Genomic DNA, 24,316 nt, shown 5'->3' on the forward strand with positions numbered 1-24,316 from the left:
AAACACCTTAGCTGACTGTCCGGTTTCCTGGGACCACTTCATCATTCACATTCCGAACGACTCCGGCGGGAATCCCAGCTTTCAAAAGCACCGGCTCAAGTTTGAAGGCGTCATGTTGCACCAGGCACTCTGACAAGACCTCTGTCATCTCTGACCGATGCGCAAGACGCGCGGCATTGTCGGCAAATCGTGGATCGCAGGGCACCTCAGGTAGGCCAAGCACGTCACAGAGTTTTGCGAACTGACCATTGTTACCGATAGCCAGATAGAGTTTGCCATTACTTGTTTCGAACATGTCGTATGGTACGATATTTGGATGCCCATTGCCGGTCGCCATTGGTATCTGTCCGGACATGAGGGAATTAGCCGCTTGGGGATGCATCATGCTGATCGCGCAATCATATAGCGGCACTTCGATGGCTTGGCCCAATCCGGACCGGCCCCGTTCCAAAAGTGCGGCGAGAATAGCGTTACAGGCGATCAGACCGGTGCCGATGTCCACGATGGGCGTACCCATGCGTGTCGGGCCTTCGGAGGGATTGCCGTTGATGCTCATGAGGCCCGTCATAGCTTGTACCACGGCGTCATAGCCGGGAAAACCGCCAAGTGGGCCATCGGAACCAAATCCAGTCACGTGGCAGAGTACCAGTCTAGGAAAACGTGCCCTGAGAACATCATCATAACCAAGCCCCCATTTTTCAAGAGTACCAGACTTAAAATTGTGAACTAAAACATCCGCATCCTGAAGAAACCGCAAAATCAGGTCGCGCCCTTCCGGTTGCTGCAGATCGATAGCGATGGACCGCTTGTTGCGGTTGGCGCCAGAGAAATAGGCGCTGAGTTCATCATTGAAAGGCGGGCCCCAACTGCGGGTCTCGTCGCCCAGAGGCGGCTCCACCTTGATGACCTCAGCGCCATGATCCGCAAGCATTTGGGTGCAGTAAGGCCCGCCCAGCACGCGGCTGAGGTCGACCACCTTGATCCCGTCCAATGAGCCAGCCATCAAAGCGCCTCCTGATAGAGGCGCGACACATCTTCGGCTGTCATGTCGCGCGGGTTGGTCTCCAGCAATCGCGTGATACCGGTCACGACCTCATTAGCCATTCCGGGAATGGCTGCCTCGGTCACTCCGACACCAGAAAGTCGAGACTCAAGTCCGCTTTCGACTAGCATCCGTTCCATCTCGTCGATCAGGCCATAGGCCGCAGCCGCATCAGAGTTGAAAGGCCGCGAGGGCAGTAGTAACCGCGATAGACGAGCATATTCAGCTTCTGCAACGGGCATGTTGAACCTCATCACTGGTCCTGCGACCAGAGCGTTTGCGTGCCCGTGAGGAACTTTGAAACCTGTTCCCAGTGGGTATGACAAGGCATGAATCGCCCCCACGCTGGCATTAATGAAGGCCATCCCAGCCAGTGTCGCCCCCAACAGCATGGCCTCTCGCGCTGACAGGTCCGAAGGCGTTTCCATGACGATTGGTAAGTTCTGACCGAGAAGCACCAGCGCTTTGTCCGCCATTCCATCGGAAATGGGATTCTTTCTGGTGCGACTGGTTACTGCCTCAATGGCGTGAACCATTGCGTCTAACGCCGTGGCCGCTGTGATGTGACGAGGCATTCCCAATGTTAGCTTTGCATCTAGCAAGGCAACGTCAGGCAGAAGCTGCGGTGCATATACCGCTTTTTTTTCGTGGCTTTCCGAAGTCAGCACGGACACCCATGTTACCTCTGATCCGGTCCCTGCCGTGGTTGGCACCTGGATCAGTGGCAAGCGTTTATCGGTGACCTGATTGATCCCGATCATGTCCGTAATCGGTTGATCGTTGGCTACCGCCGCTGCGATGACCTTGGCCGTGTCCAGTGAACTGCCGCCGCCAAGTCCGATGATTCCGTCAGCACCAAAGGCCCGCGCGACCTCTACCGCGGCCTCGACGACAGCGATCGGGGGGTCCGCTTCGACTTTATGAAAAATCTCAACCTCGATGCCAGCAGCCCTAAGTGCGGCGGCTGCCTCGTCCGCAAAACCACAGGCCAATATGCCCGGGTCCGTCACGACCAGCGCACGGGTGCAAGACAAATCTTGCATCAGGCTGCCGATCCGGCCAAGCCCACCGCTCTCGCAGACGATCCTCGGGGTGGAAAGGAAATTGAAGTCCATAGTTTGTCTTCGCTCCTGTTAAGCTGCTGCAGTGCGGATCATATTCCGCGCGATCAGTATTTGCTGAATCTGGGTTGTCCCCTCGTAGATGCGGAAGAGACGCACATCGCGATAGAAGCGCTCGACCGCATATTCGGCCATGTATCCTGCACCGCCGTGGATTTGCACTGCGCGATCGGCCACTCGACCTACCATCTCACTGGCAAACATCTTGCAGCAGGCAGCATCAGTCGACACGTTCTGACCAGCGTCCTTGCGGCGTGCTGTTTCTTCGATCATGCAACGCGCTGCGAAGGCCTCGGCGCGACTGTCAGCCAGCATGGCTTGGATCAGTTGCTTTTCAGCGATGGGTTCACCGAATTGTTTGCGTTCCATCGCATAGGATAGGCTGTCACGGATCAGCCGTTCGGCGGCGCCCACACAGACGGCAGAAATATGCAGTCGGCCCCGATCAAGGACTTTCATTGCCGTTTTGAAGCCCTTGTTCAGACGGTCCGGCCCGCCGATGATGTTCGAGGCAGGCACGCGGACATTGTCAAGGATGACGTCGCATGTGTGCGAACCCTTCTGCCCCATCTTCCTGTCAGGCTGGCCAAGCGTTATGCCCGGCGTCCCTGCCTCGACGAGAAAAGCGCTTACGCCGGCAGAACCTTTCACCTCTGGACTGGTCCGGGCAAAAACCGTGAATAGATCGGCACGCGGCGCATTGGTAATGTAGCGCTTCGTGCCGTTCAGTAGGAAATCGTTTCCATCACGCCGCGCAGTGGTGCGCAGACCGCCAGCATCCGAACCAGCATCTGGCTCGGTTAGGGCGAAGGATGCGATCATATCTCCGGAGGCGAGAGCTGGTAGATACTTCGCCTTCTGCTCGTCGGTTCCATCGATGATGATTCCCTGCGAGCCGATCCCGTTGTTTGTGCCAACTAGCGACCGGAACGCAGGCGAAGCCTGGCCAAGAACGAAAGCGGCTTGCACTTCCTCTATCATCGACAAGCCAAGCCCGCCGAAATCCTCCGGGATCGACATGCCGAAAAGGCCCATCGTGCGGATTTCATCGACCAGCATAGGCGGAATCACATCTTCATCGGCGACGCGATCCTCGTAAGGGATTAGTCGCTCTTTCACGAAGCGGTCGAGCGCGTCGAGAAACTGGGAAAGGGTATCTGTATCAAGGGCCATTATGCTCTCTATTGTTCAGGGTGCGACCGCCGCAACGCGGCGGACAAGATCGACAAGGCGGTGCGCGACGTCGCTTTCGATCCAATCGCGCGTAAGGGTTTGCGAAGGACCGCCGCAGTTGAAGGCAATGATGGGTGAGCCGTCCGTCGGCACGAAGGGCACTGCTACTGCGTTCACATCACGCTTCCACTCCGTGAAGGACGTGCAATAACCGTACTGTTGGTAGTCTTCGATAGCTGCTTCGATTCCGGGCTGCACATTCGGCCAGTTGTCACCCTCATGTTCCTCCACAAGGGCCAGAATTCTGGCCTGCTCATCCGGGCCGTGTGCCGCTATGCAGGCGCGACCAACCGCGGTAGTGGCCAGTTTAATATGGGCACCAACCTCAATCGCCAGCGTGACGGCGTTGGTGCCCTTGCACCGCTCTAGATAGACCATCGATAGTCGGTCACGACTGGCCATGGCCACCGGCATACCTGTGTAATCTGCTAATTCCTGCATAAAGGGCTTTGCGAGTTGCCGCAGCGGAATCCCTGCAAGGCAGGAGAAACCCAGCGAAAGCACTGGAGGGGCCAGTCGATAGCGTGCTGTATCCGGATCGTAGCTGAGGTATTCCAGCTTGTTCAGTGTATAGGCCAGCCTTGAGACCGTCGATCTGCTCAGGCCAGTGCGCTCGGCCAACTCACCGTTCCCCAGAGCTTCCCCTTCCCGCCGAAAGGCCCGCAACAGCTCCAAGCCGCGCGCCAACGCCGTGACAAAATCGCGGTCCTGTCTCTCGGCGTCCTTGGTGCGGTCTTTCCTTGGTCTCACGACATCCCTCCTCGGGAAGAATTATGCGTCTTGAAACACATCTAAACGATCGATAACGTCCGCGTCAATACTGCGGTAAACTTTACCGCTATGCGGAAAACTAAGGTCGTCCATCTGGTCCCCTTCGTGCCGGATCCTGCGGATGACACAACTAAGCGAGGTCATAACGCCATGAAAGAAATGAATTATCCGACCATCCAGCACCTCATCGGACAGGACTGGATCGCTTCTCCCACGCCGGAGGATCGCGCAGTCATAAACCCTGCAAACGGGCAAACTATCGGACAGATTCCGCAGGCTAGCGCCGCAGATCTGGACCATGCGGTTCACTCCGCCGAATCAGCTTTTCGCCAATGGAAAAACAGCTCTCCCATGGAACGAAGTGCAATTTTGCGACGGTTTGCCGACCTGCTGCGCCAAAATGACAGACTGATCGCTGGCTGGATCACTCTCGATGAAGGCAAGCCTCAGGCTGAGGCCTTGGCTGAGGTCCGCGCCTCAGCTGACCACGTCGACTGGCACGCCGAGGAATGTCGGCGCATTTATGGGCGCATCATTCCATCGCGCAGCCCAGGGGTACAGCAGCTTGTCGTGCGCGAACCGATAGGCGTCTGCCTTGCAATCACGCCTTGGAATTTTCCGCTGAGCCAAGCGGTACGCAAGGTCGCGGCGGCGCTTGCGTCAGGTTGCACGATGATCTTGAAAGGCCCGGCAGAGGCTCCGGCGGGCTGCATGGCAATTGCGCGCTATCTGCTGGATGCAGGCTTGCCCGAAGGCTGTCTGAACCTTGTCTGGGGTAATGCGGCCTTCATTTCGGAAACTCTTATTGCGCGCCCCGAGGTGCGCAAGATCACCTTCACCGGTTCGGTCGAGGTGGGCAAGCATCTGGCAGAATTGGCTGGCCGCCATATGAAGCGGGCGACGATGGAACTCGGCGGTCACGCGCCCGTATTGGTGTTCGACGACACCGATGCCACGGCCGCGGCGCGCGCCTTGGCGGTCAACAAGCTGCGCAATGCAGGCCAGGTGTGCATCGCCCCAACCCGGTTTTACGTACAACAAGGCATCTACGATCGATTTCTGTCCGAACTAGTTTCAGCATTTGAGAGCGTAAAGGTGGGCGCTGGTTTAGCCGAAGGCACGCAGATGGGACCATTGTGTCATCGCGGACGCGTGAATGCGATGGAAAAGCTCGTCGAGGATGCCCGCGAAAACGGCGCACGGGTGTTGACGGGAGGCAAAAGGGTTGGGAATCATGGTAGCTTCTATGCCCCGACAGTCGTCGATACGCCCAACGACGACATCGACTTGATGCGCGAAGAACCCTTCGGCCCGATTGCTGTCGTCTCGTCTTTTCGTGAAATAGAGGACGGACTGTCGCGGGCCAACGGGCTACCCTTCGGGCTGGCGTCCTATGTCTTTACCAATTCGTTGGAGCGTGCAGATAAAGCAGCTGCGGGTTTGCAGGCAGGTATGGTAAGCATCAACCAGTTCGGCCTGGCTCTGCCCGAGACTCCGTTTGGCGGCGTAAGAGACAGCGGCTATGGGACTGAAGGCGGGACAGAAACCTTCGAAGGCTATCTCAATACCAAATTTATCTCGCGCAATCGAGCGCCAGTGCTGTGAGGATGCCCATGCCTATTGAATTAAGCTTCTCAAATGGCGCAGCAATTCTGACCATAGACAATTCGCCGCTTAACCTAATCAACGCGGAGGTTCGGGCTGGAATACAACACTGTATCTCCCAAGTCCTCGAAACTGGCGCTACCAGGCTGATTATCACCGGTGCAGGAACGACGTTCGTCGCGGGCGCGGATGCGAAGGAATTCGGACAGTTGCCTGTTGATCCACAACTAAATGACGTGCTGTTGCAACTTGCGCACCTTCCGATTCCGACTATCGCAGCCATCAACGGGGCTGCGCTTGGTGGGGGACTAGAGATTGCTCTGGCTTGCTGCTATCGCATCGCCTCAACTTCTGCCAAACTGGGCTTGCCAGAGGTAAACTTGGGGATCGTGCCTGGCGCAGGGGGAACCCAAAGACTGCCGCGACTTATCGGTATTGAAGCTGCGCTTGACATGATTGTCACCGGGAAGGCTGTTTCCGCCGAGCAGGCACTGAAAATGGGACTGATCCAGCTGCTAGCCGATGACCCGCTTGGCGCGGCCATAGCTCTCGATGACGATGTACTTGAGGCGGCACAGGCACCCGACAATCTTCCTTCACCAAAGCCAAACCACGTCGCAGCGGAAGTCGCCCGAGCGCATGTAGCGCGGCGTATGCCTGGCCAGAATGCCCCGCATGTTGCGGTGGACCTGGTCGCGGCCAGCGCGATGACGCCGCTGCACGACGCACTGGCCAGCGAGCGCGCTGCGTTTTTGGACCTTCGTGCCTCGGATCAGGCGCGGGCCCTTAGGCACGTTTTCTTCACCGAGCGTACCGCAACCAACAAGGGGCGCACCTACCCCCGACCTTCCCGAGATGCTGAAACCGCCATCGTGGTCGGTGGTGGCAATATGGGAGCAGCTATTGCGTACACGCTAGCGACCGCAGGGATCTCGGTGACTGTCGTCGAACGCAGTGCCTCGTCCGCAGAGTGGGCCAGAGAAAACCTGCAAAAGCTGATTGATCAGGGTATCAGTCGCGGCATTCTGTCCCCCGATGCGGGAAAGGCGGTTGAGGACCGGCTGGTTACGGTCTCAGGCTATGACGCTCTGCCACCAACCGATCTAGCAATCGAGGCGGCCTTCGAGGATTTTGCGGTCAAGAGCGCGATCTTGACCGAACTCGAAGGTGCTCTGCCGCCCGAGACGATTATTGCCACAAACACATCCTATCTCGATGTAAATCGGCTTTCTGATGGGTTGAAGCACCCAGCACGCTTTGTAGGGATTCATTTCTTCAGTCCTGCGCATATTATGAAGCTTCTGGAAGTCGTCAGGAGCGACCGAACGTCAGACGATACATTAGGTGCAGCATTTGTGCTGGCGCGCAGGCTTGGTAAAATCCCGGTACTGTCTGGTGTTTGCGATGGCTTCATCGGAAACCGAATTTTGTCTAGCTACCGTCACGCCGCTAATCGCCTTCTGGTGAAGGGGGCTATTGTCGACGAGATCGACGCGGCTATGCGCGGATTCGGTATGGCGATGGGTCCATATGCTGCACAGGACATGTCGGGGCTGGACATCGCCTACGCGAATATCCGTCGCAAGGCCGCTGCAGAAGGGAACTGCTGTGGTCACGTGCCCTTGGTCGAGCGGCTGGTCGAAAAGCACAAACGCCTAGGACGCAAATCGGGCGCCGGATGGTACGACTATGGGCCGGACGGCAAACCCTCACCTTCGGAGCTGGTCGCTAGCGAAATACTCCGTGTCTCAGAAGAAATGAACTTCACTCGCCGGGAGTTCTCAGCTGACGAAATCGTAGAAAGGCTCTTGCTCGCAATGGTGGCGGAAGCCTGCGATATCCTTGACGAAGGCGTCGCAGAAAAACCGCAAGACATCGACCTAGTAATGATTCACGGCTACGGATTTCCCCGCTGGCGGGGAGGCCTGATGCACCACGCCAAAAATATCGGCAAGGATCGGTTGGCCGCGCTCTTTAGCGCGCTTGTCAGAGAGGATCCTTGCGACTGGAGGGTGCCTCGTAATTTAGAAAGGGTTTTCGCGACCTGACGGTCAAAGTCCCGCGCCATAAGGCGCTGCCCCAGCAACTTAACACAGTGCATCTTCGTCTCGACGCGGCTTAGGCGGTGATGGTCTTCCAAGACTTTGCGTTCTTACCTGGTGGGATAACGGCGTGGACGCCACGGTCCGCAATCGCGTCCTGGCATTTTCGTGTGTCATACGCACCGTCAGCCGTGACACTGCTGGTCTGCCGGGATCTGTTCAAGAAGGTTGGGTAACACTGGAGCGTCACCGATGTGGCTCCCGGTGATCTGAACAGCGCGCACTTCCAACGTTTGCTCGTCGATCCCGAGGTGGATCTTGCGCCAGACCCGTCGCTTGGGGCCGCCATGCTTGCGGGCATGCCACTCACCTTCAAGCTTGATCCCCGTGCTGTCCACCAACAAGTGCAACGGCCCTTTGGAGCCGCGATACGGGATGTTCACGGCCAGGGTCTTCTGGCGCCGGGACAGGGTGCTGAAGTCGAGCACCGTCCAGTCGAGACCGATCAGCCGCAACAGGCTCTCGACGAACCCGGTCGCCTGTCGCAAGGCCATGCCGAACAGGACCTTCATCGAAAGACAGGTCTGGGTCGCGGCGTCGCTGTAACTCTTCTGCCTGTCGGCACGGCCTCCCAGCTCATCTCGGGGTCAAACCAGATCGTCAGCGAGCCACGGCGCTTGAGCGCTTCGTTATAAGCGGGCCAGTTCATGGTCTTGTATGTCGGGGTTGTCGGTCTGCTCATGCACCTCAGCTACCACGCTGGATTCATAAGATGAGTCCGACACGGGATTTGTGCATGCATGCCCCCATTGGTGCAAGTGATTTTTTGAACGGCGCGAGCGTGTGATCGGGTGCGGTCATGTATCAGGCCTCTGTGTGCGGCGCTGATGTAACCGCGGGCCGGTATGGCGATGCGCGGACCAGAGGCATATCAACAAACCGAGCTCGGTGGCTCCTGCACAAATGCTGCTTTCTCTGACCCGGATCTGATCGATCCTTTGCCCTTACTTTTCAGTGACCTCCTCACACTCCCAACTTACCGGGACGTCGTGGCATGCCGTCTTCGCTATGCCATCGCCGCCACCGGATTCCGGTAATCCTCTTGTTTCATTATGATGGCCCAGAGGCCACGCGCCATCTTGTTGGCCAGCGCAATCGCGGCGACCCATGCGCGGCTTGCGGGTTAGTAGGCGTTTCAGCCAGCCATTATTCGGTGTGTCAAACCGCTCGACAGCCTGGAGGACAGCCATAGCGCCAGAGACCAAGAGTGTCCGGAGTCGCGCTGTCGCATCTTCGAGGTCTTCCCGAGCCGGGCTTTGCCGCCCGTCGAGTGCTGCTTCGGCACAAGCCCAAGCCAGGCGGCAAAATCGCACCCGCGCCGGAAGGTGGCCAGGTCACGGGCAAATGTCTCGATCGCAAGCGCCGTGACAGGAACCACGCCCGGCATGGTTTGTGTTCGGCGCACCAAGTCGGCTTTCTTGGCGGCACATCGCATCTTCGCGTCAAGCTCTGCAACACGCGTATTCAGCCCCTCAATCTGCCCCAGATACATCCGGCCGAGGTCACGAACCTCAGCATGCAGCGCGGTGTCATCACCTGCGATTGCGTCCGCGAGTCGCTTGAGATGGGCAGGCCCGCGGGCCGCGACCAATCCGTGTTCGGCGAGGTGGCCGCGTAAAGCGTTGATCATCTGGGGGCGCTGGCCGACAAACATCTGCCGCGTGCGAAACAGCATGGCACGGGCCTGCTGATCTTCCGTCTTCACTGCGAAAAAGCGCATGGTTGGACGCAATGCAGCCTCCAAGATGGCCTCTGCATCGGTCGCATCATTCTTCTGGCGTTTGACGAACGGCTTCACATAGACCGGCGGTATCAACCGCACGTCGCACCCCAGCTTCTCAAATTCGCGGCCCCAGCCATGCGCCGTGGCCACGCCTCCATGGCGATCATGCATTTGGGTTGCTGTGCCACGAACGCGAGAAACTGGCCTCGTGAAAGCTTTTTGCGAAACGCGACTGACCCATCATTGTACGCACCATGCAACTGGATAACGCGCTTTGCCAAGTCGACACCGATAATTTTAATTTCGGACATAGATGCTCCTTCCTTCTGTGATGGCTTTTAACGCTCATCATAGTGGCACATTGCGATGCCGTCGGGAGGGGGTATCCACGCCATCAACAGAGCCTAGTAACGGGCATATCTGCCTCACGACAGGCTGAGCACGATCATACTATTTCCAAAGCAGGATTGTTCAATACATGGCGCATTTTTCGCCCTTACTCTGAGATAATTGGCGTATGCCGTTGACCGTTTGACGTCTTCGAGATTGGCGACGTCAGTTGGTGGCTTTGCCAAATGTTATGCTTGGGAGGATAAACATGGAAATCAGTAGAGAAGCCGATACGCTGCGGGCGCTTTATCAGAATTGGACCGATCAGATGGTCGAGAACCCAGACCTGACGATCGCGAACCTGCGCAGCATGTTCGATGAATGGGGGCAGCCCGCACTAGAGCCGGAAAACGTTAGCTACAAAAGCGATCATGTCGGAGGAGTTGAGGCTATCTGGGCCCTACCAGCCGGGGCAGATACCTCGCGTGTAATTGTTTACACTCATGGTGGCGGCTTTGCCGTCGGCTCAGCCGATAGTCATCGAAAAATGGCAGGGCACCTCGCTAAGGTGCTTGGGGTTACGTCGGTGATCCTGCACTATCGGCGCGCACCCGAGCACCCATTTCCGGCGCAGATCGAAGATGCAGTAGCCGCATACAAAGCGCTGCTGGATAAGGGTTTCAAGGCAAGAAATATTCTGACGGCTGGCGACAGTGCTGGCGGCAATCTTGCCATCGCCAGCGTGCTGAAGTTACGCGAACTTGGGTTGCCACTGCCCGGAGCGGTCATCGCCTATTCGCCCTGGCTCGACATGGCGATGCGCGGGGAAACACTGGAAACCAACGCGGAAACCGATGCGCTAGTCGGCAAACCGATCCTCGAAGCGATGGCGGGGATGTTCCTCGGTGAAGGCACGGATCCGCTTAATCCGTTGGCCAACCCGCTGGAGAACGATTTCACCGGTTACCCGCCGCTTTATATCAATGCCGGAGGGGCTGAGACGCTTAGGAGCGATGCCGAGCGGTTGCACGAAAAGGCCAAGGCACAGGGCGTAAATGTGACCCTGTCTATCGTCGAAGGCATGCAGCATGTCTTTCCCGCGCTTTCGGGACGCGCGCCCGAGGCGAACGAGGAACTTGGTCGCATCGCCGCATGGTATCAGGCCCTCTGACACCTGTACTCGCACTGCATTGCGGTGCGGTGCGGTGCGGTGCGAGAGAAACCCCTACGACACATTCATCTGCCATCTCACCCGCAAACTGCGGGGCGGAGCAGTCTTACTCTGGGAGGAGTGACATGAACATTCAGACTGAGATTACTAAAACATCCGGAGCGGATTACGACGCAGTCGTCATTGGCGCGGGCTTCGGCGGGCTTTACGCCGTCCACAAACTTCGCAACGAGCAGGGACTGAACGTCCGGGGCTATGACAGCGCCAGTGACGTTGGCGGCACCTGGTGGTGGAACCGATATCCCGGTGCGCTGTCGGACACGGAAAGCTATGTCTACCGCTATTCTTTTGACAAAGAGTTGCTTCAAAAAGGCCGCTGGAAAACGCGGTATCTGACCCAGCCCGAGATCCTCGAATACATGAACGAGGTGGCGGATCATCTCGATCTCCGACGCAGCTACAAGTTCGACACCAAGGTGGACGGCGCGCACTATAATGAAAAAACCGGTCTCTGGAACGTGATCACTGATAGTGGTGAGACAGTTACCGCCAAATACCTTGTCACTGGCCTCGGTCTCTTGTCCGCAACGAATGTTCCAAAATTCAAGGGCATCGATGATTTCAAAGGCCGTATCTTACACACAGGTGCCTGGCCCGAGGGAGTGGACTTGAGCAACAAACGCGTGGGCATTATCGGCACCGGCTCGACGGGTGTTCAGGTTATCACTGCAACGGCACCAATTGCAAAACACCTGACTGTTTTTCAGCGCTCTGCACAATATGTCGTGCCGATTGGGAACACCCCGCAAGACGATGCTACCATCGCCGAGCAAAAGGCGAACTACGATAATATCTGGAATCAAGTGAAGAATTCTGTTGTGGCCTTCGGCTTCGAAGAAAGCGCCGAACCCGCCGAAACCGCCTCGCCCGAGGAACGGGAGCGGGTCTTCGAAGCCGCCTGGCAGCGCGGCGGTGGTTTCTATTTCATGTTTGGCACCTTTTGCGATATTGCGACCAGCCAAGTGGCCAATGATGCGGCCGCTGACTTCATCAAGGGCAAAATCAAGAAAATCGTGAAGGACCCCAAGGTCGCAGAGAAACTGACGCCGAAGGACCTTTACGCCAAGCGCCCGCTTTGCGGAAACAACTATTACGAGGTCTACAACCGAGACAACGTGACCCTCGCCGACGTGAAGGCCGATCCGATCGCAGAGTTCACTCCGAACGGCATTCGTCTCGAAAGCGGCGAGGAGCATGAGCTTGACATCGTAATCTTTGCCACTGGTTTCGATGCGGTCGACGGCAATTACGTCAAAATGGACCTCCGCGGACGCGGAGGCGTGACCATGCGCGACACTTGGAAGGAAGGCCCACTCGGTTACCTCGGCATGATGGAGGTAGACTTCCCTAACTTCTTCATGATCCTTGGCCCTAATGGCCCCTTCACTAACCTGCCCCCCAGCATTGAGACGCAAGTTGAATGGATCGCTGACACGATTTGCGCAATGGAAAAAGAGGGGGTTCAAAGTGTGGAGCCAACCGTGGAAGCGCGCGATGCTTGGGTTCGCACCTGTCGTGAAATCGCCGACATGACACTCTTCCCCAAAGCTGAAAGCTGGATCTTCGGCGCAAATATCCCCGGAAAGAAGAATGCAGTAATGTTCTACATGGCCGGGATTGGCAATTACCGAAATGCCATTAATGCAGTGAAGGAGGAAGGTTATACATCCCTGATCCGCAACCGCACTGCCGAGAAGGTGTAAAGAATTCCGCCGGGCATCAAGAATCCCCGGCGGAACCAATTAAATTTGTTCATGAAAACTAGGGAGAGAGATTTGGGAAGGGTATTCGGAAAAGTCGCACTGGTAACAGGTGGAGCGATGGGCATGGGAAAAGCCCATTGTGAAACGCTGGCACGTGAAGGTGCGCATGTATTTGTAACCGACCGTGACACGGAAGCGGCTGAAAGCGTAGTGAAAGGTATCATTGAAGCCGGAGGGAAGGCGGAATTCATTCAACATGACGTGACGCTTGAAGAAGATTGGAAGAATGTCATCTCTACGGTGCAATCAAGTGCTGGTCGGCTTGATGTGCTAGTGAACAACGCTGGCATTCTCATTCTTAAGCCGCTCCACGAAACCTCGCCTGACGAATTTGACATGACGTTCAACGTCAATGTACGCGGTATTTATCTCGGCATCCGAGCCGCGGTTCCATTGATGAAAGAGGCCGAAAAGGCATCTATTATCAATATTTCTTCAATCTATGGGATTGTTGGAGCCGCTTCGGCGGGAGCCTACATTGGATCCAAAGGCGCCGTACGGATGTTGACGAAATCCTGCGCAGTCGACCTGGCTGAAAGTGGCATACGCGTGAATTCGATCCATCCCGGTGTCATCGATACTCCCATGACAAAAGATCTGCTACACGCCGACGAAGTTACCCGGCAGGCAATTCTGGGGGCGACGCTGCTCAAGCGACCAAGCAAACCTGAAGAGGTTTCGAATGCGGTCCTGTTCCTCGCATCGGATGAGTCATCGTTCGTTCACGGAGCAGAGATTGTAGTAGATGGCGGTTATACTGCGAATTGACAGGGACCCATCCCGAGTAACGGCTCGGAATCCGGGCCGTTACCACCATTGCAAATTTTGAAAACGATAAAAGCCAATGAAAATAATTGCTCCTATAAAACGCCTAATTGACCACAACGTGAAGGTTCGCGTTAAGGCGGACGGGAGCGGAGTTGATCTCGCGAATGTGAAGATGTCGATGAACCCGTTCGACGAGATTGCGGTCGAAGAGGCGATCCGGCTGAAGGAAGCGGGCAAGGCGGACGAGGTTGTCGTCGTCTCGATCGGCGTGAAGCAGGCGCAGGAAACGCTGCGCACGGCGCTGGCGATGGGCGCGGACCGGGCGATCCTGGTTGTGGCCGCCGATGACGTGCACCAGGACATCGAGCCGCTGGCGGTGGCCAAGATCCTGAAGGCCGTGATCGACGCCGAGGCGCCGGGCCTGGTGATCGCGGGCAAGCAGGCGATCGACAATGACATGAACGCCACCGGCCAGATGCTGGCGGCGCTGCTGGGCTGGGGCCAGGCGACCTATGCCTCCGAGGTCGGGATCGAAGGCGATCATGCCGTCGTGACCCGCGAAGTGGATGGCGGGTTGCAGACGATCAAGGTCAAGCTGCCGGCGATCGTCACCGCCGATTTGCGCCTGAACGAGCCGCGCTATGCCTCGCTGCCCAACATCATGAAGGCCAAGAAGAAGCCGCTGGATGAGAAGACCGCCGCCGATTACGGCGTCGATGTCACCCCGCGCCTGGAGATTGTGAAAACCGCCGAGCCCGCCGCACGGTCGGCAGGCGAGATGGTCGGCTCGGTCGACGAGCTGGTGTCGAAACTGAAAGAAAAGGGGATCGTGTAATGGCTGTTCTTCTCCTTGCAGAAATCGCCGGTGGCGCGCTGGCGCTGGACGCCACCGCCAAGGCGGTGACCGCTGCCAAATCGCTGGGCGATGTGACCGTTCTGGTTGCGGGCCCTGCTGCTGCGGGTCAGGCCGCGTCGCAGATCGACGGCGTGGCGAAGGTTGTGGTCGCGGATGACGCGGCCTACGCCAACGGCCTGGCCGAGCCGGTCGCCGATCTGGTGGTCAGCCTGGCAGGCAATTATGAACATATCGTTGCTCCCTCCACGGCAAGCGCGAAAAACATCCTGCCGCGCGTTGCGGCGCTGCTGGATGTGATGGTTCTGTCGGACGTGACGGCCATCCTGGACGGGTCCACGTTCGAGCGCCCGATCTACGCGGGCAACGCGATGCAGACGGTAAAGTCCAACGATTCCAAGAAGTTACTGACCGTCCGCACCACCGCCTTCGACGCGGCTGGCCAGGGTGGCTCGGCCGCCGTCGAGGCCATCGCAGCAGCCGGCAACGCGGGCCTGAGCGCCTGGGTCGAGGACAAGGTCGCGGCGTCGGATCGTCCGGAACTGACCTCGGCCAAGGTCGTGGTCTCGGGCGGGCGCGGCGTCGGTTCCGAGGAAAATTTCGCGATTATTGAAGCACTTGCGGACAAACTGGGTGCTGCCGTCGGCGCCTCGCGCGCGGCGGTGGATAGCGGGTTCGCACCGAACGACTGGCAGGTCGGCCAGACCGGCAAGGTCGTGGCGCCCGAGCTGTACATCGCGGTCGGGATTTCCGGGGCAATTCAACACCTTGCAGGCATGAAGGACAGCAAGGTCATCGTCGCCATCAACAAGGATGAAGAGGCCCAGATCTTCCAGGTCGCCGACTACGGCCTGGTCGCAGACCTGCTCGACGCCGTCCCGGATATGACAAAGGCACTCTAAGAATGACAAACGTCTACATCTGCGATTACATCCGCACACCAATTGGTCGCTATGGCGGCGCGCTTTCTTCTGTGCGAGCCGACGATCTTGGTGCAATCCCACTCAGGGCCCTGGCCAGCCGAAACCCGAAGCTAGATCTAGCGGCCATTGACGAAGTGATTTTCGGCTGCGCCAACCAGGCGGGCGAGGACAACCGCAACGTCGCACGCATGTCGCTGCTACTCGCGGGATTTCCGGATTGTGTCCCTGGCACGACGATGAACCGGTTGTGCGGATCGGGTATGGACGCCGTAATCACAGCCGCCCGCGCGATCAAAGCTGGAGAAGCCGATCTCATTGTTGCTGGCGGTGTGGAAAGCATGTCTCGTGCTCCGTTTGTGATGCCAAAAGCTACAACTGCATTCTCGCGCGAGAATAGTGTGGAAGACACCACCATCGGCTGGCGCTTCGTCAATAGACTGATGAAGAGCCAATACGGCGTCGACAGTATGCCTGAAACGGCCGAAAACGTGGCTGAAGTCTTCGGCATCAACCGCGCCGACCAAGATGCTTTCGCCCTACATTCCCAGCAAAAGGCGAGCGTTGCTATGGCGAACGGTCGTTTGGCCCGTGAAATTGTCCCGGTAGAGATTCCTCAGCGAAAGGGGGAGCCAAAGATCGTCGTACAGGATGAACACCCTCGCGCGAGTACGACTTTGGAAGCGCTCGCCCAACTGAAAACTTTCGTAAAAGCGGATGGCACGGTAACCGCAGGGAATTCTTCAGGCGTGAACGATGGTGCCGCAGCATTGATCCTTGCCACCAGCGACGTCGCAAAAAAATTTGGCCTCACGCCGGTCGCAAGGGTCTTGGGCGGCGCAACCGCCGGCGTTGCACCGCGCATCATGGGTTTCGGGCCGGCACCGGCGTCGAAAAAGCTGATGGCGCGACTTGGACTGAAACAAGAAGACTTCTCGGTGATCGAACTTAACGAAGCCTTTGCTTCGCAGGGTCTGGCCACACTACGGCACCTGGGGATCGCGGATGATGATGCCCGCGTGAACCCAAACGGCGGCGCTATTGCTCTCGGCCATCCGCTTGGCATGTCGGGTGCCCGCATCACCGGCTCAGCGATGCTGGACCTCAAACCTGGAGAAAAGTCGTTGTCGACCATGTGTATTGGCGTGGGACAGGGAATTGCAATCGCACTCGAAGCTGTCTGAGGTGCCGTGACAGCCTAAAAATTACCATAATCATGATTACGCGATTATTGGTCGACCCCAAATTTTCCGTGTAGAATTCGCCCTCTACCACCTCCCTGTGGGCGATACCCTGGCGGTACCGGAACCTCTCTCCGGTGCCGCCCTTTCCTGAAAGAACGATTGAACGGCCCATAATGTTTGCGAGACGGTGTCACTTAGCACTTAAAGCTGATAATGCGCTCTCCCTGATTTCAATAGCTTAACTTTGCACTTAAATATGAGAATTGGCACTTAAATTGATGATGGAGACTGGACTTTAGCACTTAATTCAATAATCGTGGCTCCGATTTTGTCGGGTTTTCACTGTGACCGAACCACTTCCAGACGAGGTAGACGACGCCCTGTGGGCAGAAGCGTGCCGCCGTGCGGCCGCGATACGCAGGTTCCTGGAGACCGCTTCCGGTCAGTCAACCGTGAACGCTATTGCCGATCTTGCTTCCGAACTGCAGGTCAGCCAAGCGACGACCTACCGTCTGCTAAGACGCTTTCGGGCGGACGGAACCGTGATGTCGCTCGTTGAGACCAAGCGCGGACGCCCGGCGGGCCATCGCGCTTTGGATGCTCGACGCGAGGAGATCATCGAGAAGGCAATCCGCAAATACTATCTGAAACCAACCCGGCCGACGGTCTCGCAGTTGGTGCGGGACATTGAAACGGATTGCGATGCGGAAGGATTGAAACCGCCGCATCGTCGAACAATCGAGCGGCGTCTGGGCGACCTGGACCTGCGCCACCGGGCGCAGCGCCGGGGCGAAACGCGGACCGTAAAAGCAACGACGCCAGTCCCGGGAACACTGAGCACCACTCGACCCCTCGAGATTGTTCAGATCGATCACACGAAAGCCGATATCTTTGTCGTCGATGAGGAAACCCGGGAACCGATCGGACGACCTTGGCTGACCCTGGCCATGGATGTCTTCAGCCGAATGGTGACAGGGTTCTACCTGACCATGGATGCGCCATCCCGGCTTTCGACGAGCCTCTGCTTGCTGCATTCGGTCTATGACAAGACGGCCTGGCTCAAAGCGCGCGAAATCGAAGAGCCCTGGCCGGTGGCCGGCCTTCCCGACCGAGTTCATGTGGACAACGGCGCGGATTTCCGGAGTCGCGCCTTCAAACGTGGCTGCGAGAATGCGGGCATCGCGATCGACTGGCGACCGCCGGGGACACCGCGCTTCGGCGGGCATATCGAGCGGCTGATCGGCACCCAGATGGGACGGCTGCACCTTTTGCCCGGTACGACCTTCAGCAACGCTCAGGACCTCGCGGAGTATGATTCAAAGAAACATGCGGCGCTGACCTTGCGGGAGTTGGAGCGCTATATCGCCCTCGACATTGTCGGGTCCTATCATCAGTCCATCCACAGTTCGCTGAGCCGCCCTCCCCTTGCGGTCTGGCGGGACCACGAAGGTGAGATCCCGCTGCGGCTGCCGGAAGATCGACTGCAGTTCTGGGTCTCTTTCCTGCCGGAACAGGAGCGGACCTTGCGTCCGACCGGCATTCACCTGTTCGATCTGCGCTACTGGTCAGCCGCACTCAGCGCCGATGTCGGCCGGACAGAGCGGCGGCTTCTCGTGAAGTATGATCCGCGTGACATGTCGCGCGTGTTCGTGCGGCGGCCCTCGGGCAACTTCGTCGAAGCCCGCTACGCGGACCTGACCCTGGCACCCATTTCCCTGCACGAGGCTTTGACGGCGCGGCGCACCCTGCGTGAGAAAGGGCGGCGAGAAGTCGATAGCCGCGCGGTTGTGAGGACCGCGCTCGAACAGCGGAAGTTGGTTGACAAGGCCGTCAAAAAAACCGCGGCCGCGCGGCGCGGCAAGGCTCAGCCGAGGCGTGCCGACGACCTCCGGGACACGGGCACGCTCCGTGGTGTCGACTCCAGCAAACCGGTGCCTTTTGTTGAGGACATCGAATGAGCTGGAGCCAATATGACGAACGATCACCCTCATCTGACCGCCGACGCGGCGGCCCTGCTGTCTGAACCCCAGGCAGGACGCATTCGCGCCATCAGGTCCCGCCGTTGGGTTCTCTACCCTCGCGCGAAGCAAGCCCTCGATCGCCTTGAGGCGCTTCTTGATCATCCGAGAGGCCCCCGCATGCCGTCTGTCGCGATTTACGGCGATAGCGGGATGGGAAAGACCATGATCATGCAACGCTTCCGTGACCAGCATCCGCCACATCTCGCTCGCCGGACCGGCATTCTGATGACACCGGTCCTGGCCATGGAAATGGTCAGCCGCCCCGGCGAGCGGCGGTTCTATGGTGAACTGCTTTCCCTCCTCGGTGCACCGCAGGCACCACGGGCCGATATTGCCCAGATGGAACAGGCGACGCTGCGGATCATGAAGGCCATCGGCACCCAGGTTCTGGTCATCGACGAGGTCCACAACATCCTTGCCGGGACCTATCGAGAGCAACGTATCGTGCTCAACATGCTGCGCTTTATCAGCAATCGGCTCCAAATCTCCCTGGTCTGCTTCGGCGTGAACGACGCCCGGGAAGCCATCGGCGGCGACGTTCAGCTTGCGCGCCGCTTCGAGCAACTCACCCTGAACCGTTGGGCCGCCAATGAGAACTTCGAGACGTTGATTGCGTCGATCCTGCGCAATACGCCATTGCGGCGACCTACTGTGCTGACGCCTAAATCCCTGCGGCGCATTCTGCAGATAACGGACGGCATCACGGCGAACATCTTCCAGATGTTGGGCAGTCTTGCGATCGAGGCCATCGAAAGCGGGACCGAACACATCACCGACGGCGCCGTCGAGGCCTGGGTGCCCGCGTTTGACACCGAGGCAGCCTTCGCATGACAGGACCCCTGCCCGTCACCTTGTCACCCCTGCCCGGCGAAGTCCTGTCATCCTGGATTAATCGCCACGCGGACTTCTATGGGGTCACACCATTGACCATGCTGCGCCATGGGCTACCGGAGGCGACATCGCATGGGGCAATCGACCTGTCGCTGACGAAAGCGCAGACGGACCGGATTGCGGGGATGTTCGGCGTGGGCCCGAAACTTGTACGCAGCCTGAGCTTCGCAGACGCCCCGAAAGCCGCTCACCGCTTCATTTCCAAGGGTCCGATGCAGCGTTGCGCGCGTTGCACTCATTCTGGTGCTGATCTACTGCCAGTCCTTCGAAGCGAATTGCAAGGTTGGAGGATCACTTGCCCGCACTGTGGGGAACACTACCAGGACAAGACCACCAGCGATGGCGATCGGACACTTGCACCATATCGCGCGGCAGCACGTCGCGGTGAGGCCTTGTTGGATAACCACGCAGAACGCCGCGTGGAAACATGGCTGCCACCGCTGGAGATTGCGCGACTCTTGCTCATGCGCCGCATCCCCTGGCCACCCCCTCGCGATTGCGATTTTTGGCGCTACCGTCTCCTTGGCGCCATCGTTCCCGATTTCGATGACCTTCTAACCAAAGAGACCGCGTTCCCGTTCTCGCCAAAGCACCCCATTCTGCCGCTACACGTCCGTCCCGCGCTCTTGGCAGGCGTGGCGATCATCGACCGCGCAGGACCACCGATGCTGAAGATGCTGCAAGGGCACATGATGGGAGAAAACAAGAACCGATTTGTCATGGCAACTGACCATTTGGTCGCCCCAGCTCTCGAGTGGGGACCGCCCCAACAGTTCCAATTGATATGAGAAACGGCCAAATGATTCTCATATTAAAATGCCAAGAATACTCGGAACGGCCGCATTCTCACATTTAAGTGCCAAGTGACACCGCGCTCTTGGCAGGCGTGGCGATCATCGACCGCGCAGGACCACCGATGCTGAAGATGCTGCAAGGGCACATGATGGGAGAAAACAAGAACCGATTTGTCATGGCAACTGACCATTTGGTCGCCCCAGCTCTCGAGTGGGGACCGCCCCAACAGTTCCAATTGATATGAGAAACGGCCAAATGATTCTCATATTAAAATGCCAAGAATACTCGGAACGGCCGCATTCTCACATTTAAGTGCCAAGTGACAGCTCAGATCACTCCGAAGCCATCATCGACGCATCATCACCCGGCAGGTCAGCGGTGAGGAAGGCTGGAAGGTCGACATCCTCGGTCTGATCGGTGTCGGAAACGGGCTCAGCCCCCCCCTGCCCTTCTGCACCGTCCAGTGCCGCCGGATCGTGACGGCGAAGAACCTCCGGCAACCAGCCGGTGCCTTTCAGCAGACGCTCAGCTTCGGTCGCCATCTCACCCTTCTTCAGGTGATCGAGGAGTTGCGCCGTCCCCTCCCCTTTCGCCTCGCGCACGGCCTCGAGGATTCGGACCTTGGGCACGCGGTTCAGGTAGGTATCGGCCGTCGACTTCCAGCCCGCCTCGACCATGTCGAGTTCGACCGCCTGTGCCACCAAGTCGGACTGGGTCATCCGCCTGGTCAGACCGCTGGCGCAGATACCGGCACCATAAGGGTTCACCTTCTCATGGAGCGCGTTGATCCCGAAGCTGAGGCAATGCGCGAGCAGGGACAGCCGGCTCGCCTGATCGAGGGAAGCCAGGTAGTCCCACAGAACGGCATCATCGCCGAGCGGCAAGTCGGCCTCCCACTCCGTTTGGCGATCGTCGACCAGCTTGGCCACCACGCTATCCTTTAGATCGCTCGCCTGCGCCGACATGTAGACGTGACGCACCGAAGCCTCGAGGCAGCTGCCGGCCGAACTGGATGTCCGGAAGGTGTCGTTGACGAGCTTCAGGAGCAGAAGAGTCAGGGCGACGTCGGGAGAACGACCGACAGCTTCCCGCAACGCCAGAGTGCGGTGCGCCGTCAACTCCATGACCAACCGCTCAGGCAAGGGCTTCAACGCACCATCGTCCTCGTCGTCGGGCACGTTGTCGCCAAGCGCCTGACCGGCAGAGGTGATCACTGTGCCGTGGCCGACACCATCCGCGCTGCTCGCCGCTGAAAGCTCAGCGCCCTGCCCGTCTGCCGCCTGTTCACCGCTGTGGACGTCGACGTCTGCCCGTGGCTCATCCTCGGGCCGTACGAAGCCCCGATAGACAGCAAGCTCGCCATAGCGGTCAAGCGTGACAAAAGCCCCAGCCCGCGCGATCTCCTCACCGTCGAAGATCAGCGGCCGAACCTCGAGCTTCTCCATCGCGACTACCAACTCGCCAAGACGTGCGTCGATCTCTTCGGGGAATTCATCCTGGCCCTCATATTCCTCTTCGAGCGCCCGGTATTCGGCGAGCAGCTTGGCATGGGCCGCGCCTTCGCCATCCGTCATGGGCGCCGGGTCTCCGCTCAGCCGCCGCAAACCGTGGCTGTAGCCATAGGGCAGGTCGAGCGAGACCTCGATCCATTTCCAACCTTCGGCCACGATCGCTTCGGCTTCAGCCTGAAGCTTCCCGCTGACCAGACGATCGAGAAGGGTGGGGTCTTCGAGCCAGCCGCCATCGTCTCCCTGAAACAGATCGTGCAACATGGTGCCGCCAGCAGATTCATAGGCGTCGACGCCGACAAAGACGGCACGCCGGTCAGAAGCCCGCACCGAGGTTTCCGTCAACATGCGCCGGATCTGATAGGGCTCCTTGTTCCACGAAGACTTGATCGCCTCCCAGACCTGAACCTGACGCTCGTGATCCGGATTGACCGTGAAGGCCATCAGCTGCTCCAGCGTCATCTCGTCCTCGGCGTAGAGCTCGAGCAGGGCAGGGGCCACGGCGGCGAGTTTCAGGCGCTGTTTCACCACCTGCGGCGTGACGAAGAAGGCGGCTGCGATCTCTTCATCGCCTTGACCCTTCTCCCGCAAAGCAACGAAGGCGCGGAACTGGTCGAGCGGATGCAGGGCTGCACGCTGCATGTTCTCAGCGAGCGAGTCGTCTTCGGCGAGGATCGCGGAAGTGGCATCCCGTACGATGCAGGGGATGGGCGTCGTCTTGGCCAGACGCTTCTGCTTCACCAGGAGCGAGAGTGCTTGGAAGCGACGGCCGCCAGCGGGGATTTCGAACTTGCCGGTCTCGGACCCGTCATCCGCTAGAACGGGCCGAACGCTCAGGCTCTGCAGCAACCCGCGGCGGGCGATGTCTTCGGCCAGTTCCTCGACCGAGATGCCGGCCTTGATGCGCCGGACGTTGGACTGGCTCAGCACGAGCTTGTCGAAGGGAATGTCTCGGGACGGGGATAGGGTGACTTTCTGGGCAGATTTCGCCATCAGATCTTCTCCACGACGGGCGCCGGAAGCCACTCTTCCGATCTCACTTCCCGTCACCCCTCCAACCAACAAACCTTTCACTCTCCTGTTCTGACACTCCCGAGACAGGACCTTAACAGCTGTTAAGTCGTCAATCCCGAGGTGGCGGAACAGTACGCAGTCTCTCAACCTTAACAGCTGTTAAGCTGCAGATCGTCGTCCAATCAATGCCATGACCATCGGCCCACAGGAAAACTCACCGGCCACAGCTTTGGCAGTCAGAGCTCGCAAGTATCCACCAGGCGATCTGATGTCCTCAAAGCGTTCCAGCATGGCAGAAACGACGATCGACGCTTGCTCCGGACCCATGAACCGCTGCGCTTCTTCCCATGCAGATGCACTGATCCCCATGGCTGGTCGCACATGGCACGCCGCATCGAAAAGCTGGTGCCAATGCCGGATTTCGCCTTGGTAGAAGGTCCTGAGCGAGGGACATGCCGCGATCACCAGGTGCAGCGGGATCTTTAGCAGGTGTCTTGTGTCCTGTTCATCGACGTCAGCCACGGGCTCATCCCTGTCCACATCTGGCACGCCATCCGCCGCCCCGCTTTTTTCTAAAGCAGGTTCAAGATCTATAGATTTTTTATTTGAATTATGATGGTGACGCTCAGATCGGGCATCATTGGTGTTCATTTCTTCTGTTTCAGAGCCATCAATGATGTTGCGTGCCTGGTCGAGGAGAGCTTCAAGATCGGCTCGATAGGCCGCGAGGTCTTCAATTGAAAGCTTGCGACGAAGCGCGCGCGCTGTGAGGATAGCCTTGTCACGAAGCTGGTCCCAGATGCCTAGGCCTGGCTGCATCTCGTCTCCGAACTCCGCGAGGGCCGCGAGATCACGCCGCATGAGGCTTACAACCTCTCTCAGACGCCTGACGCGCTCCTCAGCCTCACGTACGGCCTCTGCGGCCCGTGCGATCTCCTCGGACTGGGAGTAGAGCGGGGAAAGATCGAAGCCAAAGGCGACGCGCTCTTCGCCGTGCTTGCGGACGTAGCGCTTTCCATTGGGGCTATCACGCCGCTGGAGCAAACCAGCCTCGACAAGACGCGCGAGGTGACGACGCATAGTGGAGCAGGGCATACCATTCAGGCGCTCACAGATCGCCTTGTTCGAGGGGAAGACTACCATCTCGGCGTTCCCGCCAAGTGCATCGTCTGGAAAGAAGCTGAGGAGCCCCTGCAAAACAGTCAAATCACGTTCTGACACGCCAAAGGCCGCTTGCGCCTTGGAGAGCTCGCGCAGGAGTTCCCACTTGTTGACGGGTCTGCCCGGAACAGATGCCTCGGGTCGCTCGATCAGGCGCAGATGGGCGTGCGAGATCGGCCGCATAAACGGCGAAATCGGTGTGTACTCCATGAAAACGTTCACGAAGGCAAAATTTGTACGGCCCGCGAATCGCTTTGCGCTTGCGGGGTAGGGGCCAGAA

At 58.4% G+C, this 24,316-nt stretch carries 18 protein-coding genes and 2 pseudogenes; 12 read left to right on the top strand and 8 right to left on the bottom strand.

Annotated features, from left to right (window positions below):
• Positions 1–7: 7 nt before the first annotated feature.
• The 4 genes from BOO69_RS22705 to BOO69_RS22720 are packed head-to-tail and all read right to left on the bottom strand — an operon-like array spanning position 8 to position 4,146.
• Positions 8–1,003 (bottom strand): CaiB/BaiF CoA transferase family protein, encoded by a 996-nt coding sequence (locus tag BOO69_RS22705; RefSeq protein ID WP_237267653.1) that lies wholly within the window; start codon positions 1,001–1,003, stop codon positions 8–10.
• Positions 1,003–2,157 carry an iron-containing alcohol dehydrogenase gene (locus tag BOO69_RS22710; protein ID WP_017467063.1) on the bottom strand — a complete coding sequence of 385 codons (1,155 nt, stop codon included), beginning with the start codon at positions 2,155–2,157 and terminating at the stop codon, positions 1,003–1,005. Before BOO69_RS22710 ends, BOO69_RS22705 begins: the two co-directional genes overlap by 1 nt.
• A gap of 18 nt (positions 2,158–2,175) precedes the next feature.
• Positions 2,176–3,336, bottom strand: coding sequence for an acyl-CoA dehydrogenase family protein (locus BOO69_RS22715; protein WP_017467064.1), 1,161 nt, complete (start codon positions 3,334–3,336; stop codon positions 2,176–2,178).
• 15 nt (positions 3,337–3,351) lie between these two features.
• Positions 3,352–4,146 (bottom strand): IclR family transcriptional regulator, encoded by a 795-nt coding sequence (locus BOO69_RS22720; protein ID WP_017467065.1) that lies wholly within the window; start codon positions 4,144–4,146, stop codon positions 3,352–3,354.
• A gap of 180 nt (positions 4,147–4,326) precedes the next feature.
• On the opposite strand from BOO69_RS22720, the gene BOO69_RS22725 reads away from it, so the two are divergent.
• Positions 4,327–5,772 carry an NAD-dependent succinate-semialdehyde dehydrogenase gene (locus tag BOO69_RS22725; protein ID WP_071974429.1) on the top strand — a complete coding sequence of 482 codons (1,446 nt, stop codon included), beginning with the start codon at positions 4,327–4,329 and terminating at the stop codon, positions 5,770–5,772.
• 2 nt (positions 5,773–5,774) lie between these two features.
• A complete protein-coding gene (locus tag BOO69_RS22730) occupies positions 5,775–7,820 on the top strand; it encodes an FAD-dependent oxidoreductase (RefSeq protein ID WP_071974430.1) in 2,046 nt (681 codons plus the stop codon).
• On the opposite strand, the pseudogene BOO69_RS22890 reads toward BOO69_RS22730, so the two are convergent.
• Positions 7,808–8,556, bottom strand: a pseudogene (locus tag BOO69_RS22890) (IS5 family transposase); the annotation flags it as partial. The gene BOO69_RS22730 and the pseudogene BOO69_RS22890 sit on opposite strands and share 13 nt — an antisense overlap.
• A gap of 324 nt (positions 8,557–8,880) precedes the next feature.
• Positions 8,881–9,908: pseudogene (locus BOO69_RS22740) on the bottom strand (IS110 family RNA-guided transposase).
• A 287-nt stretch (positions 9,909–10,195) separates the two neighbouring features.
• Here BOO69_RS22740 and BOO69_RS22745 point away from each other — a divergent pair.
• The 10 genes from BOO69_RS22745 to BOO69_RS23160 all read left to right on the top strand — a co-directional run bounded on the left by BOO69_RS22745 (position 10,196) and on the right by BOO69_RS23160 (position 20,597).
• The gene (locus tag BOO69_RS22745) at positions 10,196–11,098 is read left to right on the top strand and encodes an alpha/beta hydrolase (protein WP_071974447.1); all 903 of its coding nucleotides are present in this window, start codon (positions 10,196–10,198) and stop codon (positions 11,096–11,098) included.
• 125 nt (positions 11,099–11,223) lie between these two features.
• Positions 11,224–12,861, top strand: a complete 1,638-nt coding sequence (locus tag BOO69_RS22750; protein ID WP_071974431.1) for a flavin-containing monooxygenase — start codon at positions 11,224–11,226, stop codon at positions 12,859–12,861.
• A gap of 51 nt (positions 12,862–12,912) precedes the next feature.
• The gene (locus BOO69_RS22755; RefSeq protein WP_009827024.1) at positions 12,913–13,689 is read left to right on the top strand and encodes an SDR family NAD(P)-dependent oxidoreductase; all 777 of its coding nucleotides are present in this window, start codon (positions 12,913–12,915) and stop codon (positions 13,687–13,689) included.
• Positions 13,690–13,765: 76 nt separating this feature from the next.
• Positions 13,766–14,524, top strand: a complete 759-nt coding sequence (locus BOO69_RS22760) for an electron transfer flavoprotein subunit beta/FixA family protein (RefSeq protein ID WP_009827023.1) — start codon at positions 13,766–13,768, stop codon at positions 14,522–14,524.
• Complete coding sequence (locus BOO69_RS22765) at positions 14,524–15,444, top strand: FAD-binding protein (protein WP_071974432.1); 921 nt, start codon at positions 14,524–14,526, stop codon at positions 15,442–15,444. The genes BOO69_RS22760 and BOO69_RS22765 overlap by 1 nt, the downstream gene beginning before the upstream one ends.
• 2 nt (positions 15,445–15,446) lie before the next feature.
• Positions 15,447–16,646 carry a 3-oxoadipyl-CoA thiolase gene (gene pcaF, locus BOO69_RS22770; protein WP_071974433.1) on the top strand — a complete coding sequence of 400 codons (1,200 nt, stop codon included), beginning with the start codon at positions 15,447–15,449 and terminating at the stop codon, positions 16,644–16,646.
• Positions 16,647–16,990: 344 nt separating this feature from the next.
• The gene (locus tag BOO69_RS22775; protein WP_071974397.1) at positions 16,991–18,604 is read left to right on the top strand and encodes a Mu transposase C-terminal domain-containing protein; all 1,614 of its coding nucleotides are present in this window, start codon (positions 16,991–16,993) and stop codon (positions 18,602–18,604) included.
• A 12-nt stretch (positions 18,605–18,616) separates the two neighbouring features.
• Positions 18,617–19,498 carry a TniB family NTP-binding protein gene (locus BOO69_RS22780; RefSeq protein WP_071974398.1) on the top strand — a complete coding sequence of 294 codons (882 nt, stop codon included), beginning with the start codon at positions 18,617–18,619 and terminating at the stop codon, positions 19,496–19,498.
• Positions 19,495–20,346, top strand: coding sequence for a TniQ family protein (locus BOO69_RS22785; protein ID WP_071974399.1), 852 nt, complete (start codon positions 19,495–19,497; stop codon positions 20,344–20,346). The genes BOO69_RS22780 and BOO69_RS22785 overlap by 4 nt, the downstream gene beginning before the upstream one ends.
• Positions 20,347–20,444: 98 nt before the next feature.
• Positions 20,445–20,597, top strand: coding sequence for a hypothetical protein (locus BOO69_RS23160; RefSeq protein WP_172839583.1), 153 nt, complete (start codon positions 20,445–20,447; stop codon positions 20,595–20,597).
• A gap of 88 nt (positions 20,598–20,685) precedes the next feature.
• Here BOO69_RS23160 and BOO69_RS22790 read toward each other — a convergent pair whose 3' ends face one another.
• Both BOO69_RS22790 and repC read right to left on the bottom strand, forming a co-directional pair.
• Positions 20,686–22,854 (bottom strand): ParB/RepB/Spo0J family partition protein, encoded by a 2,169-nt coding sequence (locus BOO69_RS22790; RefSeq protein WP_071974434.1) that lies wholly within the window; start codon positions 22,852–22,854, stop codon positions 20,686–20,688.
• Between the two features lie 180 nt (positions 22,855–23,034).
• On the bottom strand, positions 23,035–24,246 hold the full coding sequence (gene repC, locus BOO69_RS22795; RefSeq protein WP_071974448.1) for a plasmid replication protein RepC: 1,212 nt from the start codon (positions 24,244–24,246) through the stop codon (positions 23,035–23,037).
• Between the last annotated feature and the right edge of the window lie 70 nt (positions 24,247–24,316).

The organism is Sulfitobacter alexandrii, assembly GCF_001886735.1.
Taxonomy (GTDB): Bacteria; Pseudomonadota; Alphaproteobacteria; order Rhodobacterales; family Rhodobacteraceae; genus Sulfitobacter; species Sulfitobacter alexandrii.